We start from the raw sequence: 13,549 nt of genomic DNA, 5'->3' as shown, positions 1-13,549 counted from the left end.
TCGGCAAGTTGTGAGAGTGTTCGTGGCCGGAGCGACGGGCGTGATCGGGTCACGACTGGTGCCGTTGCTGGTAGAGGCGGACCACGAGGTCATCGGTATGACTCGATCTCGCTCCAAAGTGGCAGCGTTGATCGAGGTCGGCGCCGAGCCGGTCGTTTGCGACGTGTTCGACGCCGCGGGACTCGCCGCAGCCGTGGCGCGGGCCCAACCCGACGTCGTCATGCACCAACTAACCGACCTCCCCGACGACTTCGCCCGCTTCGAGGATTTCGCGACATCGCACAACCGGATCCGGCGGGTAGGCACCCGCAATCTGGTCGCCGCGGCGCTCGCCGTCGACGTTTCCCGTTTCATCGCGCAGAGCGTCGCCTGGGCGCTCCCCGGCGATGGGGGCGCCGCCGTGGAGGAGCTCGAGAAGGCGGTCCTCAGCTATCCAGGGGTCGTGCTGCGGTATGGGCAGTTCTACGGGCCGGGAACGTACCACCCCGCCCGCCCGCCCGACCCGCCGCGGATCCACGTGGACGAGGCGGCCCGGCGCACGGTGGCCTCTCTGGATGCGGTGCCCGGCGTCTTTGCGATCGTCGACGACTGACCGACAGGAGCCACGATGAGAAAGCCTCACTCCCGCAAGCGGTACCGCGCCATATGGAAGATCCACCGATGGGTGTGGGATGCCACCGGCGGCCGACTCGGCAGGCGGGCGGTGGGCATGTCTGTCCTCGAGCTGGTGACCACGGGGCACAAGTCCGGTGAGCGAAGGCGGGTCCTGCTCAACTACTTGACGACGCCCGACGGGCCGGCCGTGGTCGGCAGCAACGTCGGCGACGACTCGGACCCGGCCTGGGCCAAGAACCTGCGTGCTCACCTCGAGGCCGACGTCCGCGAGGCGGGCCGGTGGCACCGGGTGAGGGCCCGTCAGGTCGACGGCGAGGACTACGAGCGCCTGTTCGGCGAGTTCGTGAAGGTCCAGCCCGACTACGGCGAGTACCGGTCGAGGACCGATCGCCACATCCCGGTCTTCGTGCTCGAGGCCGAACCAGGAGCTCGCGAGTCGGCGTAGCCGTTCATGGCGATCTCACCGATCGGAACTTCGGCGGCGGCGGGAACAAGAGGCCGACTCGTGGCAACGGTGCCACCCATGTTGAACTTCCCCTGAACGAACGGGATGTCCACCTTGTTTCTCTTGTTCAGGGACATGAAGGTGTCGGGGATGCTGTCCGGCGTCTGCCCTTCGCCTATGTCCGCGATGCTCAGGCTGGGCTGCGCGCCCTCGGCCTCGGTCACCGCCAGTGTGATCTTGCGTGCGTACTCGCGGACTTGGGTGTCGAGCCAGTTCGCGACCCTGCCGGTGTGATCGGCCTGCGGGTTTGGAGCCTGCTCCTCGAAGCGAGCGACTGCCTCGCGAATGCTGGTCGGCGCGTCGGGACCCTTGGGATCGTTGCCGGCGGCATAGCACAGGTCCGTCAATACCGAGTCAATAGCGTTGATGAACTTCTCCGCGAGGGCGGCGATGGATCTCTCTGCTGGTTCCCGATCGTCGACCAGTTGGCTTCGTTGTCCCCGATGTAGCGCCATAGGCTGGAGTCTTCCCAGTATCCGCATCGCTTCAGCAGGCTGATCACCTCGGCCTCGGAGTCGGCGGTGATGAGCCCGCGGCACAGCTCTTCGTTCGTCATACCGGCCTCACCGGTGCTGTGGATGGTCATTTGCCGCTTGGTGGCCGGCTCGGGTGGCCTCGCGGGGTTCGATCGTGGGCGCGCTGTCGGGGCGGCCCCGAACGCCCTGCGACGGTCCGCCGGTCGGCCACGCTGGCTGCAATCCTCATCGCCGGAGGTGTGGGTGCGCTCTTCGCGGCCGGGCCCGTTGCCGACGACCGGGCCGTCTACTGGCGCAGTGTTGGACTGTTCGTTGGCGGAACGGCGACAGTCATTGTGGGGGTCCTGCTCTCAGCCCCGATGGGGATCCGTCCGTTGGCCTCGTTGGCAGGCGTGCTTCGGATCGCCCCTCGCATCGCGGTTCGCGACCTGGCGCGATACCAGGCGCGGTCGGCAGCGGCACTGGCCGCCATCACTCTGGCCCTGGGCATTCCGATTGCCATCGTCGTCGCCGCCACCGCCGCACAGCACACAGCCGAGGCCGGCAACCTTGCCGACAACCAGCTTCTCATCAGGGGAGACTTCGACGGTCCTTCGTGCCTGAACCCGCCCAGCTCGACCCCATGCGATCCCAGGTCGATCGCATCGCCGCGATCTTCGACGGTGCCGTCGTGACCGAACTCGACGTGGCTCTCGATCCAGGCTTTGAATACGAAGCTACGTCGGACGGTCGCATCGCCGTCACCTTGGTAAAGCGGATGGGCGACGGTTGGGTTGACCTGAGCCTGCCGTATGTGGCGACACCGAGGTTGCTCGCCCCATACGGAGTCGACCTCGACGCCCTCGACTCGGCGACCGAGTTCATGTCGGTCGAGTCCGGAGAACTCGCCATCCTTGGTGTCGCCCAGCCGGCGGACGCGCCTCGACGGAAGGTCGAGCCCATGATGACTGCCGAGACCATCGACCGGCGCTACACGTCCGCACCGGGAACCTTCGTCACTCCTGAAGCGCTGCGCCGACGCGGCTGGCTGACGGCGCCGTCCGGTCGTTGGCTCATCGAGTCCGACGCTCCACTCACCATCGACGAGCTCGCGTCGACCCGTGACCTGGCGGCCGGTGCCGGACTCACCATCGAGACCCGTGACCACCAGGCCGGTCTCGCCGGGCTGCGTACGGGGCGACGGCCGTCGGCATGGTTCTCGCGCTTGGGGTGTTCGCCATGACAGTCGGGCTGATCCGCGGTGAAGCGGCGGGCGACCTTCAGATCCTGGCTGCAACGGGGGGGACGAGCACGTTGCGACGAGCGGTGACCGCCACAACGGCCGGTGCTTTGGCGGCTCTCGGCGTAACCCTCGGCGGGGCAGCAGCTTTCATCGTCCTCGGCGCCGGGTACCTCGACGACATCGGCACCCTCGCCCGGCTGCCGGTTCTCCACCTCCTGCTCATTGTCATCGGCACGCCCTCTGCGGCGGCGCTCGGCGGTTGGCTGCTCGCCGGACGTGAACCACCCGTGATGAGCCGACAGCCGATTGGCTGACCCGCCTCCCCTGGTTTGGACGCCCCTCGGGCTGAATCCGCAGATGATGGTGTGGCGGGCGGGTCCACCGCCGTCCATCGAAGTGCACACGCAATGGCTCCCAACATGGCTCCCAGGCTCTGCACTCCGGTTGCGGGTTTCGTCGAGTCACACCAGTCGCCTGGTCACCTGGCGTGATTCGTCATTGAACTTGCCGAGCTGGATCCGGCCGGGTATATGTGTCGGCGGGCTGGTCGCCGTGGGCGCCGATTTTGGAGTCGTAGATCAAGCGAAACAAGCAGCGTTGGGCCGAAGACTCCCTGGTCGTACGTCCCGCAGAGGGGTGTGGACCTCTACCAGGCTGGATACCCCCATCGACGGGACGCTCCCTCACCGGGCGGCGAGGATCCTCCGTCCCGCCGGCTCTTTGCCGGCCGGGCACCGCGGGACTAGGTGACCGTCGAGAACCGATGATCTCTCAACCCGTCGGCCGGGACCGGCGCTTCGCTGTCGATGAGCCTCAACCTGAGCTCAAAAACGCTGTGCCCGTGGCGGTGGTCATATCGGAGATCACCACCCATCAACACCGCCAACTGTCGGGACACTGCCAGCCCGAGGCCGATCGATCCGGTCACCGGACTGTCGGTGGTGAGGGTCGTGTAGGGCTCGAAGATCGCCTCGCGTTGAGTCTCTGGGATCGGATCTCCATCGTCCAACACCCTGACCACCGCTCTGGCACCCTCTGCGGCCAACTCGACACTGATGTGTTCTCCGCCATGACGGTCGGCATTGGTCAACAGGTTCCTGATGATCTGCCGAACCCGCCCCGGGTCTCCCCAAGCCTCGAGCCTGTGGCCGGTCACCCGGACCGAGCTCAGCGGTGAGGTGAGCCCTTCGAAGACCTGACGCAGTTGTGCTCCGAGATCGATCGGCTTGTCGGCGATGGTCAATTCTCCGATCTCGGCCCTGGCGGCGACCAGCAGATCCTCGACGATGGCGGTCACCTCGTTGCCCTGGTTGAGAATCAGCGAGTTGTACTCACGTCTCTCGGACTCGTCCAGGCTCATGTCTTCCGACCCCAGCAGCGCGGCAAAGCCCACGATTGCGGCCAGAGGGGTGCGCAGCTCATGGCTGACTGTTCCGATGAACCGGTCTTTCGCCAACATCAGGTCTTCGAGGAACTGAAGACGTCGCCAGGCAGCTCGGGATCGGAAGAAGCCGACAGCGGCCACGGCGCCGGCGCCGGCGGCGAGCGGCAGGATGACCGTCAACAGGGTCTGTGAGCGCTCGATCCGTTCGACTGCGTCGGCCAGACCCCGGGACGTCTGATCACGAAGGTCCTCTACTACCACCCTCAGTTCGGTCTCGACGAGCTGGGTGTCGTTGTGGTAGAGCGACATTGCGTCCTCTGCCCCGTGAGCGGCAGCATTGAGGCGGGTCAAGGACGCAAGGAAGGTGGTGTGGGCCTCGATCGCATCATCGGCCCTCACCCTCTCCTCGGCTGTCCCTTCAGAGCGGATTCTCGAGGCGGAGGCGGCAAACGCCTCGGCAGCCGCTACCACATCGGGATGATCAGAGAGGTCCGACCCACTAGACGCAGCGTGATCGTCTGAGTCAACCCCCATCTCCGAGCCGTGCTGTCCTTCTCCGGTCATGCCCTCCATGTCGTTCTCCATGCCATCCATCGCATCGGAGCCGGGAAGACCCGCCACGAACAGGGCCGCAGCCTCCGACTCAACGCGGACAGCAGACTGCATGTCCGATATCAGAAGGGCGCGCTCTGCCTCCGCTTTGACGGCGGAAGACGCCGAGGCGTTGGCCACCACCGTGACAGTGGCGACCGTCCCACTAACGGCGATCACCGCTAGGAGTAGCGATCGCAACCAGGCAGGCGTAGGTGATCTTTCCCTCGACTTCACCTTCGCATGATCGGCAGTTGTCAACGGCGCCTTGAACCTCTCTGCTCTCCCCCGCTCACGGCCTGAGGCCCTGTGCTCGAGCGATTTAGAACCCGGGGCGTTGGATCAGCAGGTGTCTCCGTCTATGAGCCAAGTTGGGAGCCATCCGAGCTCAGCCTCCAGCGCACTCTCGCCAGAGGTATCAGCCGTCTGGCCAGGCGCCGCGGGTAGCAGAACGTGGATGCGATGAAGGCGCGGAGCTGCGTCTTCAGAAAGCTCCAGACGGCTTGGAGTCCGAGGAACCTGTGGGCGTCTCACTGGTCACACGTCGCCTGCACGCTGAAGGCCTGGAGAGGCGTGCCGGCGGGAATCGGCGCGAACAGCGTCAGGCTGGGGTCGGGCGGATCGTTGAGGTAGGCGGTGCCGGTCGCGCTGAGCGTCGACCCGTCGAACGCGAGATCGTCGATCGTGCCGGTCGGGACGTCGAGCCAGGTCAGCATCCAGGCGTGCGGCGTGCCGTTGAGGAAGACGGTCACCGTCAGGCGCTCGACTCCGGTCTCGCCGGCGGCAGCGGCGGAGTACTCGAAGGCCAACTCGTAGAGGTCGTCGCCTACACGGAGACCGCCCTGCGCGAAGAACGTGCCCTCGGCGACGGCGCACTCCCAGGTCGCGGCAGGATCGTTCATGTCGAGCGTCAGGTCGCCCACCGTCACCATGCTCCCTCCGTCGCCCGAGACCACGGTGGGTCCCGGGGTGGTCGCCTGAACGAGGAAGGAGTGGTAGGCGAACGCCGGCTCGCCGGTGACCACGACGTCGAACACGCAAGCCGCCACCAGATCCTCTCGCGTCACTCCCACCTCATCACAGAGGCGTTCCGCTTCCGTTCGTTCGAACTCGGGAAAGTCGGCAACGGTCACCAAGCTCTGCGGGAAGCCTTCGATCAGGAAGCTCTCCGTGCTCTCGCCGGGTCCGTAGTGGAGCAGTGACTCCTCCTGGGTGATACGCCACGAGTCGACGTAGGTGGCATGGAAGACCTCGAAATTGAGACGAATATCAGCCTCGAGCTGCATCCCGTCGCGGGTGACGAGGTCGTTGTCCGGGTTGCGGTCGGGTGACCCGAACATCCCGACCGACGAGACCGCCGACGGGCGTATCGCCACGATGAGGTTGTCTCTCTTCCCCGCCATGTCGGTTACCTCGACGACGGTCCCGTCGACGGTCACTATGGTCCAGTGGCCGGGGCTCCGCACCAGCTCGGCAGCACCGAGGTCGAACGGCCTGCCTCGCTCGAGAGCGGTCTCGGTCCCGTCGATCCAGGTCTCACCGATGGGGTGCATCGACACGGTGTGTCCACCGACTCCCACGGCGGCGGCCGTGACGACCGATGCCCCCTGGGAGCCCTCCGCGGGCTCGAGCCGCATCTGGACCTGGACGGTGCCGTTGTCGAATACCCAGAACTCCCCGACGCTCTGGTTGTTGTAGGCGAGGGCGTCGAACGTGGCGACGTGGACGTCGCCGAAGGTGGTGCCGGTCGTGGGCGGCTCAGGGGGCGCGGGCTCGAAGCATGACACACCTCCGGGAGGCACGTCCGCCGGGGGCTCGTCGCCGAAGAGGTTGGACGGCAGGTCGCCCTCCTCACCTCCACCTATGTTGATCTCGTCGACCTTGATGCCGCCCTCCGCATTGCGGCGGTTCAACTCCGCAGCGAGATCGAAGCAGGCCTCGAGACCCCCGAACATCACGGCGGTAACCAGATATGCCTCAGGTGTGACGACGAGGGCGCAGCCTCCCTCCACTGGGGCAAAGCACAGCACCTTCTCGCCGGTGGTCGGGTCCGTCGCCTTGTAGCGCGGATCGTCGAGCATGTCGGCCAGTTCTTCCACGGTCTCCTTGTAGGCCGCATCCGCGCCGGCCACGAAGGCTCGGTCGAGAAGGGTCTGCTTCATGTCTCGCGACAGGAGCTCCGACCCTTCGACGACCGTCAACGAGTCGTCCACTACGATCGAGGCTCCATCGCCGCCGAGGATCCTCATGAGGCCGCCGTTCCAGCGGTAGGCGAACAGCTCGTAGGGCGTCATCCCTCGTTCGCGTTCCGGTACGCCCGGGATGGTCTGGCCGAAGATCGCCACCGACATGAGCGGGTCGCCGATCTCCAGTTGGTCGACGAACCCGAGGTCGAATCCGCTGCGATCCCCGGGCTGAGGTGGGTGTAGTGACTCGACGGGTCGGCGGTGACCAACTCGATGAGCAAGGCATTGCCGGCGTTCGGCATGGTCCGCAGGATCTCGACGAGCCCTCCGTCGCCGCTGCCGGTCGCGCCGGATAGGGCAGCCGCCCTGATCTCGTCGAAGGCCTCCTCGGTGAGCCCGAACAGGCCGAAGTCGAGCGAGACGCTCGGGAGGGGATCACCCTCCGAGTCGACCACGTGACCCGTGAGGCTGTTGACCGGGGAGAGCGTGAATCCACCTGCCAGCTCGGTTGCTGCGTCCGCCCCGGAGGCGGCTTCATCGAGCACCTCGGCGTAGAAGCTCTCCGGGCCGTCGTCCGCCAGGCGCGCCAGGTCGATGTGGACGACGAAATCCTGCACGGCCTGGGTGCCGAAGGCGGCGTCGATCAGGTCGCCCGGCGCGGCACCGTCGGAGGCGATGGCAGCCGGCGCAGTAGTGGTCGTGGCGAGTGTGTCGTCGTCGCTCGTGCATGCTGCCGCGACGATCGACCCGATGAGGATCATCGAAAGCAGGCGCCTGCTCACGGGTGTCGCACGCCCTTGCACCGCGGGAACCTATCGCTCAGACCGTCGGTGCCGCCTACTCATTGGGTGGTGGCCGACTACTCATCCTCATGGGCGGGACCACGCCGTTTCCCGTAGGGTCTGGTCGTGAAGTGGCCGCTGGTTGGGCGCGAGTCCGATCTCGCTCAATCTCTGGGCCTGATCGAGTCCGGCACCGGGATTGCCCTTCTGGGCACCGCCGGTGTCGGCAAGAGCCGTCTCCTCCACGAGTTGGGAGATCGGGCTGAGAGAGCCGGGAAGACCCTGGTCCGCACCGTGGCCGCGGCTTCCACCAGATCGATCCCCTTCGCTCCCTTCGTAGAGCTCCTCCCCGGCGCGCCGACCCAGGATCGGCTGATGTTGCTGGGTCGTGCCCTCGATTCGCTCCAAGAGCGAAGTTCGGCGCGTGGTCTCGTGCTCGCCGTCGACGACGCCCACCACCTCGACGCCGAGTCCCTCGCCTTCCTGATCAGCGCGGTGTCCTCGGGGGCGGCGACCATCTGCCTGACGGCGCGCACGGGTGCGGTCATGGAGGCCGACCTCGTCGGTCTTTGGACCAACGGGGTGATCGCGCGAATCGACGTCGAGGCACTCGACCGGGATCGGGCCCGAGCGCTCACCGAGGCGAGGCTGGGCCCCATCGACGCCGGCCTCGAAGAGCAGCTGTGGGAGCTCGCGGCGGGCAACCCACTCGTTCTGCACGAGCTCATCGAGGGTTCGGTGGGGCGGACCCTGAGCCGAAGCGAGGATGGCACGTGGATCCAGTCGGGTGCCCTGGCACAGTCGACGCGCCTGGCGGACCTCGTCACGTCCCGACTCGAGGCGCTCCCCGACGGTTTGCGACCGGCGATGGAGATGGTCGCCGTCGGTGCTCCGCTTCCCCTGGCCATGGTGGCGTCGGTGGCCGGTGAGGCGCTGGCCCAGTTGGAGGACCGCGGGCTCGTCGCCATCATCGACGGTACCGCCGGCGTACCCACGGTGATCCCGGACCACCCGTTGTACGGGGAGATCCTGAAGGCGAACACGGGAAGCGCTCGGCTGCGTGCCGTGCATCGTGCGCTCGTCGAGGCGAGCATGACCGCTGCGGGGCCCTCCGACCCGCTCCGCGTGGCCGTGTGGCAACGTGACACCGGGGAGATCGTCTCAGCTGAGGTGGCCATCGCCGGAGGCGTGGAGGCCTTGGTGCGTCACGATCCCGCTCTAGCCGAGGAGTTGGTGCGGCCGCTGGGATCCGATGACGATCGAGCCGCACTCGTGCTCGGTCGCTCGCTGAGCTACCAACAGCGGTTCACCGAGGCCGAGGAGGTGCTCCGGGGGCGTGATCCCGACGACAAGACCTTCCTTGGGGAGATCGCGTCGGCCAGAGCGCAGAACCTCGGCTTCGGACTGGGCCGCATAGCCGACGCCCGCGACCTGCTGGCCGAGGTCACGTCGCGCGTCGACGACGACCAGCTCCGGGCGCGGCTGAACAACGAGCGGGCCATGATCTCGGCGATTCGGGGAGACTTCGGTGACTCCATGTCCGCCTCGGCAGCGGTGCTGAGGGACGGCGCCAGCGGCGCCGTCCCTCAAGCGGCTGCGTACGTGACGCTCACCGTGGCCCAAGCCATGGTCGGCGACTGTGACGGGCTCGATGAGATCGTGGACGGGGCCGTCGCCCTGGCCGCCGGCGTGAAGGAGCGCCTTCCCTTCGCCGAGGATCAGATCCAGGTCATGCACCTCGTGAGCCTGCTCAGCGCAGGACGGATCGCCGAGGCGATGTCGCTCGCCGAGGGGGCATTGAGCCGCGGTGACCGGGGAACCGCCATGATGCTCACCTGGCTCTCGGCGTCCGGGCTGAGCCTCGACCTCGCCGGTCTCCTGGCCACCGGTGCCCGCAATGCCCGCCTCGGCCTCGAGGCGTATACCGAAGCCGATCCGTTCGGGCTCGAGCCGCAGATCCGGGGATTGCTCGCCTTGGAGCTGGGCCAGATGGGAGATCCACAAGCCGCTCGACCGGTTGCCGGCCTGGAGCTGGCGGTTCCTGCCCCCCGTCTCGCCGTCTGGGTCGGGCGAGGGAGCGCCTGGGCGGCGGTGGTCGCAGGGGACCGGGAGCGGGCGCAGGACATCCTCATCGACGCAGGGGAGAACGCAGTGGAGGGCGAACATTTCGCCTGGGCGACCCTGTGCTTTCACGACGTGGTGAGGCTCGGATCGCCGGAGCGGGTGATCGATCACCTGACGGCCTTGCCCCGCATGCCCGGCGCTGTCCTACTGGCGACCATGCGTCGCCACTGTGAGGCGTTGGTGGCGTCGGACGAATTGCAGCTGGCGTCGATCGCGGCGGAGTTCGCCGGCATGGGCGCCGTTCTCCTGGCGGCGGAGGCGTGGGGGCAGGCGGCCGGCCTGGTGATCGACGATCAACCATCACTCGCGGCCCGCTATGAGCTGCGCTCCCGTGTCTCGGAGTCGAGCTGCGAGGCCGCCGCCACCCCCGGATTGCTGGAGAGGCCGCAGGTGCTCACCCACCGAGAGGCCGAGATCGCGCTCGCGGCGACGGGCATGACCAGCGCAGAGATCGCCGAGTCGCGGTTCATCTCGGTGCGGACGGTCGACAACCACCTGAGATCGGTGTACCGCAAGCTCGATGTCGCCGGCCGGGAGGAGCTGGCCGGGGTCCTCGCTCCAGGCGAGGGCATGTGAACGACCACTCCTAGCTCGTGGATGTGAGGCCCGCCTCTAGCCAGGAGCCGACCGATGACGGGCATCGCCCAAGTCCCGCGTTCGTCGCAGCGGCGGATGATGGTGGTGCGTCGAAGCCGAGGTGGTCGAGCCAGGCTGATTCAAGCGTGGCCTCGAGATTGGCGACGTCCCTGGTATCGGCGTCGAACAGCACGCTGCCTCCGACGGCAGGGTCTCGACGTTGGTGAACCCGAGTTTCTCGCGACGCGCCGGAGATTCTCCTTGCGAGTGTTTGGGTTCATGGGGGCGATGCCCCGGCGCAGGACCGCGTACGCTCTGAAGGCGATGCGGCGAACGCGGCTGGAGAGGTTGGCCACGGCGATGGCCGACCGCGCCAGGTGGGTGCCTGGCGGGAACCTGGCGGCGAGGGACCGCCGGGTGCTGGACAGGGCGGCGCCCATCAGGCCGTCCACTTCGGGATGGCAGCAGCAGCTCACCCGGCGTCTGCACTGGGGCCACCAGTTCTGATCGGTGCCCACCGAGGGCATCGCTCCCGGCATCACTCGCCGCCCGGCGGTGCCGGTGGGCTCTCGGTGGAGATGTGCCCGTCGTACGTACACTCGGCGGCATGCCGACCACCCAGTACGCCGTCAGCGGGGGCTGGAACATCGCGTACCAGGTCTTTGGTGAGGGCGAACGGAACCTGGTCTATGTCCCCGGTTGGGTGTCGAATCTCGAGCTGATGTGGGACGACCCCGTGCTCGCCTCCATCCTGCGCCGGCTGGGGACGTTCGCGACCGTAGTCACGTTCGACAAGAGGGGCACCGGCATGTCCGATCGCGTCCCCATGACCCAACTCCCCAGCCTTGAGGACCGGGTGGACGACGTGCGCGCCGTGATGGACGCCGCCGGGGTCGAGAAGGCGACGCTCCTCGGCCACTCCGAAGGCGGCAACATGTGCTGTTTCTTCGCTGCCACGTTCCCCCAACGCGCGGAGGGGCTCATCCTCGTGAGCACGTATGCGAAGCGCATTTGGTCCGAGGACTACCCGTGGGCCCCGAAGCCTGACCGGCGGGAGGACGAGATCCGCATGACGGAGGAGCACTGGGGCGATCCGGATAGCCTTCCGGGGCTCATACTCGGCCCCAGGGTGGACGACCCGGACTTCCGAGCATGGTTGGCGCGCTACTTCCGCCTCTCGGCAACGCCCAGGGCGGCGGCCCAGTTGTTGCGGATGAACACGGAGGTGGACACCCGAGCGGTGCTGCCGCTGATCCACGTTCCGACGTTGTGCCTTTACCGGGCCGAAGACGAGGACGTGCGCATCGAGGAAGGGCGGTACATCGCCGGTCAGATCCCCGACGCCAAGCTCGTGGAGATGCCGGGAAAAGCCCATCTGTTCTGGGCCGACGACCCGACGCCGATCGTGGACGAGATCGAAGAGTTCATGACCGGGTTTCGGGCGTCGGCGCTTCCGGAGCGGGTGCTGTCGACGGTGATGTTCACCGACATCGTCGGCTCCACGGAGCTCGCCTCGCGTCTCGGCGACCGGAAGTGGCGCGCCCTGCTCGAGCGGCACCAGCAGGTCATCCGCGAGGAGCTGGCTCGATGGCGGGGTGTGGAGAGGGGTACCGCCGGCGACGGGTTCATCGCCACCTTCGACGGGCCGGCCCGGGCCGTCCGGGCCGCATTGGCGATCGCGGCCGCGGTGAGGCCATTGGGATTAGAGGTCCGCGCCGGGGTTCACGCCGGCGAGGTGGAGCTGGTCGGGGATGACGTGGCGGGTGTCGCGGTGCACATCGGCGCCCGCATCGCCGCACTCGCAGGGGGTGGCCAGGTATTGGTCTCGAGGACGGTTCGCGATCTGGTGGCGGGTTCGGAGCTCGATTTCGAGGACCGTGGTCTCCACCGTCTCAAGGGCCTTCCCGACGAGTGGCAGGTGTACGAGGCCTCATCACAGGACCCCTCGTCCGGCGGCTGATCGTTCGCCAGCGACGCAGCGAGGGCCCGTCCACCCTTTGCCGGTCCTCATGACGCGCGCCCAATGAGTAGGTCGCCAGGTCCGTATGAGTAGGTCGGTGAGGCGGCCGGTGGCATATGGTCACGAGGAGCGGGTCCGGCCTCGTGGGTTCGGCGGCTCATCGAGGCCTGTTGTCCGATCCGCGGGGAGGCAGAGCGTGCGGGCGAGAATTGCTGTGATGGCGGCCGTGCTGGCGCTCGTGGCCGCGGCCTGTGGAGACGCCGGCGGAGCCGGCGACATCGAGGACGCCGGGTCGACGACCACCTCTGCCCCCGCCGACGGCGGATCGGATCAGGGCGACGGTGGCGCGGGCGACGACCAGGGAGATCGTGACGGGGGGAACGACGGTGGGGGCACCGACGACGTGGGGGGCGGCGATGGGGGTGACGATCCCGGGATCGGCTTCCCGGCGGGTGGATCCGGCACCTTCGTCGTCGACGGCGACACCTTCGAGGGGGTTCCGGTGGGACGGTGCGAGCCGTTCAGCTTCGGCGGTCCCCCGCACGAAGACGATCTGTCGCTGTTTGCCCTCGTGGGGAGCATGGAGGGTCTCAACGTCGATCTCTCCAACGACGAGGGATTCGCGGCGAGCGGCGACGGGATGATCAACTACGAGAAGCAGACCGTGACCGTGGACTACTCGCGTTCGGGCGAAGGGGATGTGGAGCAGTTCAGCGCCCTAGCGGCCAACGACCAGGACGGCGCCTGGTACCTGGGCGGAGCGCCGAACCCCGGCGAGACGAAGACCCCCATGGATTCGGTTCCGTTCGCACGTGAGGGCGATCGGATCAGCGGGACGTTGATCCTGGAACAGGACTGGCCGGAAGGGGCCACCGGGACCGTCGAGGTGAGCTACGACCTCGAGGTCCCGTCCGAGATCATCGACTGCTAGTGCCGCTTCGCCTCACGCGTCGCCTGCGTCCCTACCAGGGCTTCGGCTCTGCTCGTGCGGCCTTCCGGCCGCGCTAATTGACCTGGTCGAAGCGGCAAGTCGCTCCGCCCGGTACGAGGGGGCCGGCGCAAGGGCCGCCCCCTTGTGCAGCCCCACCAAGCATGCGAACGTTTCTGGTCACCGCACTAGCTGTAGAG

At 67.4% G+C, this 13,549-nt stretch carries 13 protein-coding genes; 9 read left to right on the top strand and 4 right to left on the bottom strand.

Annotated features, from left to right (window positions below):
- Positions 1-10: 10 nt before the first annotated feature.
- On the top strand, positions 11-592 hold the full coding sequence (locus VGC47_09095; GenBank protein ID HEX9855457.1) for an NAD(P)-dependent oxidoreductase: 582 nt from the start codon (positions 11-13) through the stop codon (positions 590-592).
- 15 nt (positions 593-607) lie between these two features.
- Entirely contained in the window at positions 608-1,060 is a 453-nt protein-coding gene (locus tag VGC47_09090) for a nitroreductase/quinone reductase family protein (GenBank protein HEX9855456.1), read from the top strand.
- Here VGC47_09090 and VGC47_09085 read toward each other — a convergent pair.
- Complete coding sequence (locus VGC47_09085; GenBank protein HEX9855455.1) at positions 976-1,575, bottom strand: hypothetical protein; 600 nt, start codon at positions 1,573-1,575, stop codon at positions 976-978. The genes VGC47_09090 and VGC47_09085 overlap by 85 nt on opposite strands.
- 395 nt (positions 1,576-1,970) lie before the next feature.
- Here VGC47_09085 and VGC47_09080 point away from each other — a divergent pair, with 395 nt between their 5' ends.
- From VGC47_09080 to VGC47_09070, 3 genes are read left to right on the top strand one after another with little or no spacing between them, the layout of a single operon-like run.
- Positions 1,971-2,270 carry a hypothetical protein gene (locus VGC47_09080; protein ID HEX9855454.1) on the top strand — a complete coding sequence of 100 codons (300 nt, stop codon included), beginning with the start codon at positions 1,971-1,973 and terminating at the stop codon, positions 2,268-2,270.
- Complete coding sequence (locus VGC47_09075) at positions 2,267-2,818, top strand: hypothetical protein (protein HEX9855453.1); 552 nt, start codon at positions 2,267-2,269, stop codon at positions 2,816-2,818. The genes VGC47_09080 and VGC47_09075 overlap by 4 nt, the downstream gene beginning before the upstream one ends.
- On the top strand, positions 2,815-3,132 hold the full coding sequence (locus VGC47_09070; GenBank protein ID HEX9855452.1) for a hypothetical protein: 318 nt from the start codon (positions 2,815-2,817) through the stop codon (positions 3,130-3,132). Before VGC47_09075 ends, VGC47_09070 begins: the two co-directional genes overlap by 4 nt.
- Positions 3,133-3,560: 428 nt before the next feature.
- Here VGC47_09070 and VGC47_09065 read toward each other — a convergent pair whose 3' ends face one another.
- From VGC47_09065 to VGC47_09055, 3 genes are all read right to left on the bottom strand, one after another.
- On the bottom strand, positions 3,561-4,973 hold the full coding sequence (locus VGC47_09065; protein ID HEX9855451.1) for a HAMP domain-containing sensor histidine kinase: 1,413 nt from the start codon (positions 4,971-4,973) through the stop codon (positions 3,561-3,563).
- 350 nt (positions 4,974-5,323) lie between these two features.
- Positions 5,324-7,087 (bottom strand): VWD domain-containing protein, encoded by a 1,764-nt coding sequence (locus VGC47_09060; protein HEX9855450.1) that lies wholly within the window; start codon positions 7,085-7,087, stop codon positions 5,324-5,326.
- Positions 7,084-7,761, bottom strand: a complete 678-nt coding sequence (locus VGC47_09055) for a hypothetical protein (GenBank protein HEX9855449.1) — start codon at positions 7,759-7,761, stop codon at positions 7,084-7,086. Before VGC47_09055 ends, VGC47_09060 begins: the two co-directional genes overlap by 4 nt.
- A gap of 126 nt (positions 7,762-7,887) precedes the next feature.
- On the opposite strand from VGC47_09055, the gene VGC47_09050 reads away from it, so the two are divergent.
- The 4 genes from VGC47_09050 (at position 7,888) to VGC47_09035 (ending at position 13,352) form a co-directional block, all read left to right on the top strand.
- On the top strand, positions 7,888-10,461 hold the full coding sequence (locus VGC47_09050) for a LuxR C-terminal-related transcriptional regulator (GenBank protein HEX9855448.1): 2,574 nt from the start codon (positions 7,888-7,890) through the stop codon (positions 10,459-10,461).
- A gap of 324 nt (positions 10,462-10,785) precedes the next feature.
- Entirely contained in the window at positions 10,786-10,968 is a 183-nt protein-coding gene (locus tag VGC47_09045; protein HEX9855447.1) for a hypothetical protein, read from the top strand.
- A gap of 100 nt (positions 10,969-11,068) precedes the next feature.
- On the top strand, positions 11,069-12,421 hold the full coding sequence (locus VGC47_09040) for an adenylate/guanylate cyclase domain-containing protein (protein HEX9855446.1): 1,353 nt from the start codon (positions 11,069-11,071) through the stop codon (positions 12,419-12,421).
- 217 nt (positions 12,422-12,638) lie between these two features.
- Entirely contained in the window at positions 12,639-13,352 is a 714-nt protein-coding gene (locus VGC47_09035) for a hypothetical protein (protein HEX9855445.1), read from the top strand.
- Positions 13,353-13,549 lie beyond the last annotated feature (197 nt).

The sequence above is a fragment of the Acidimicrobiia bacterium genome, assembly GCA_036396535.1.
Lineage (GTDB): Bacteria > Actinomycetota > Acidimicrobiia > Spongiisociales > UBA5794 > DASWKR01.
Note: the sequence above shows the minus strand (reverse complement) of the source record. Positions and strands in the feature narration are given on the sequence as shown.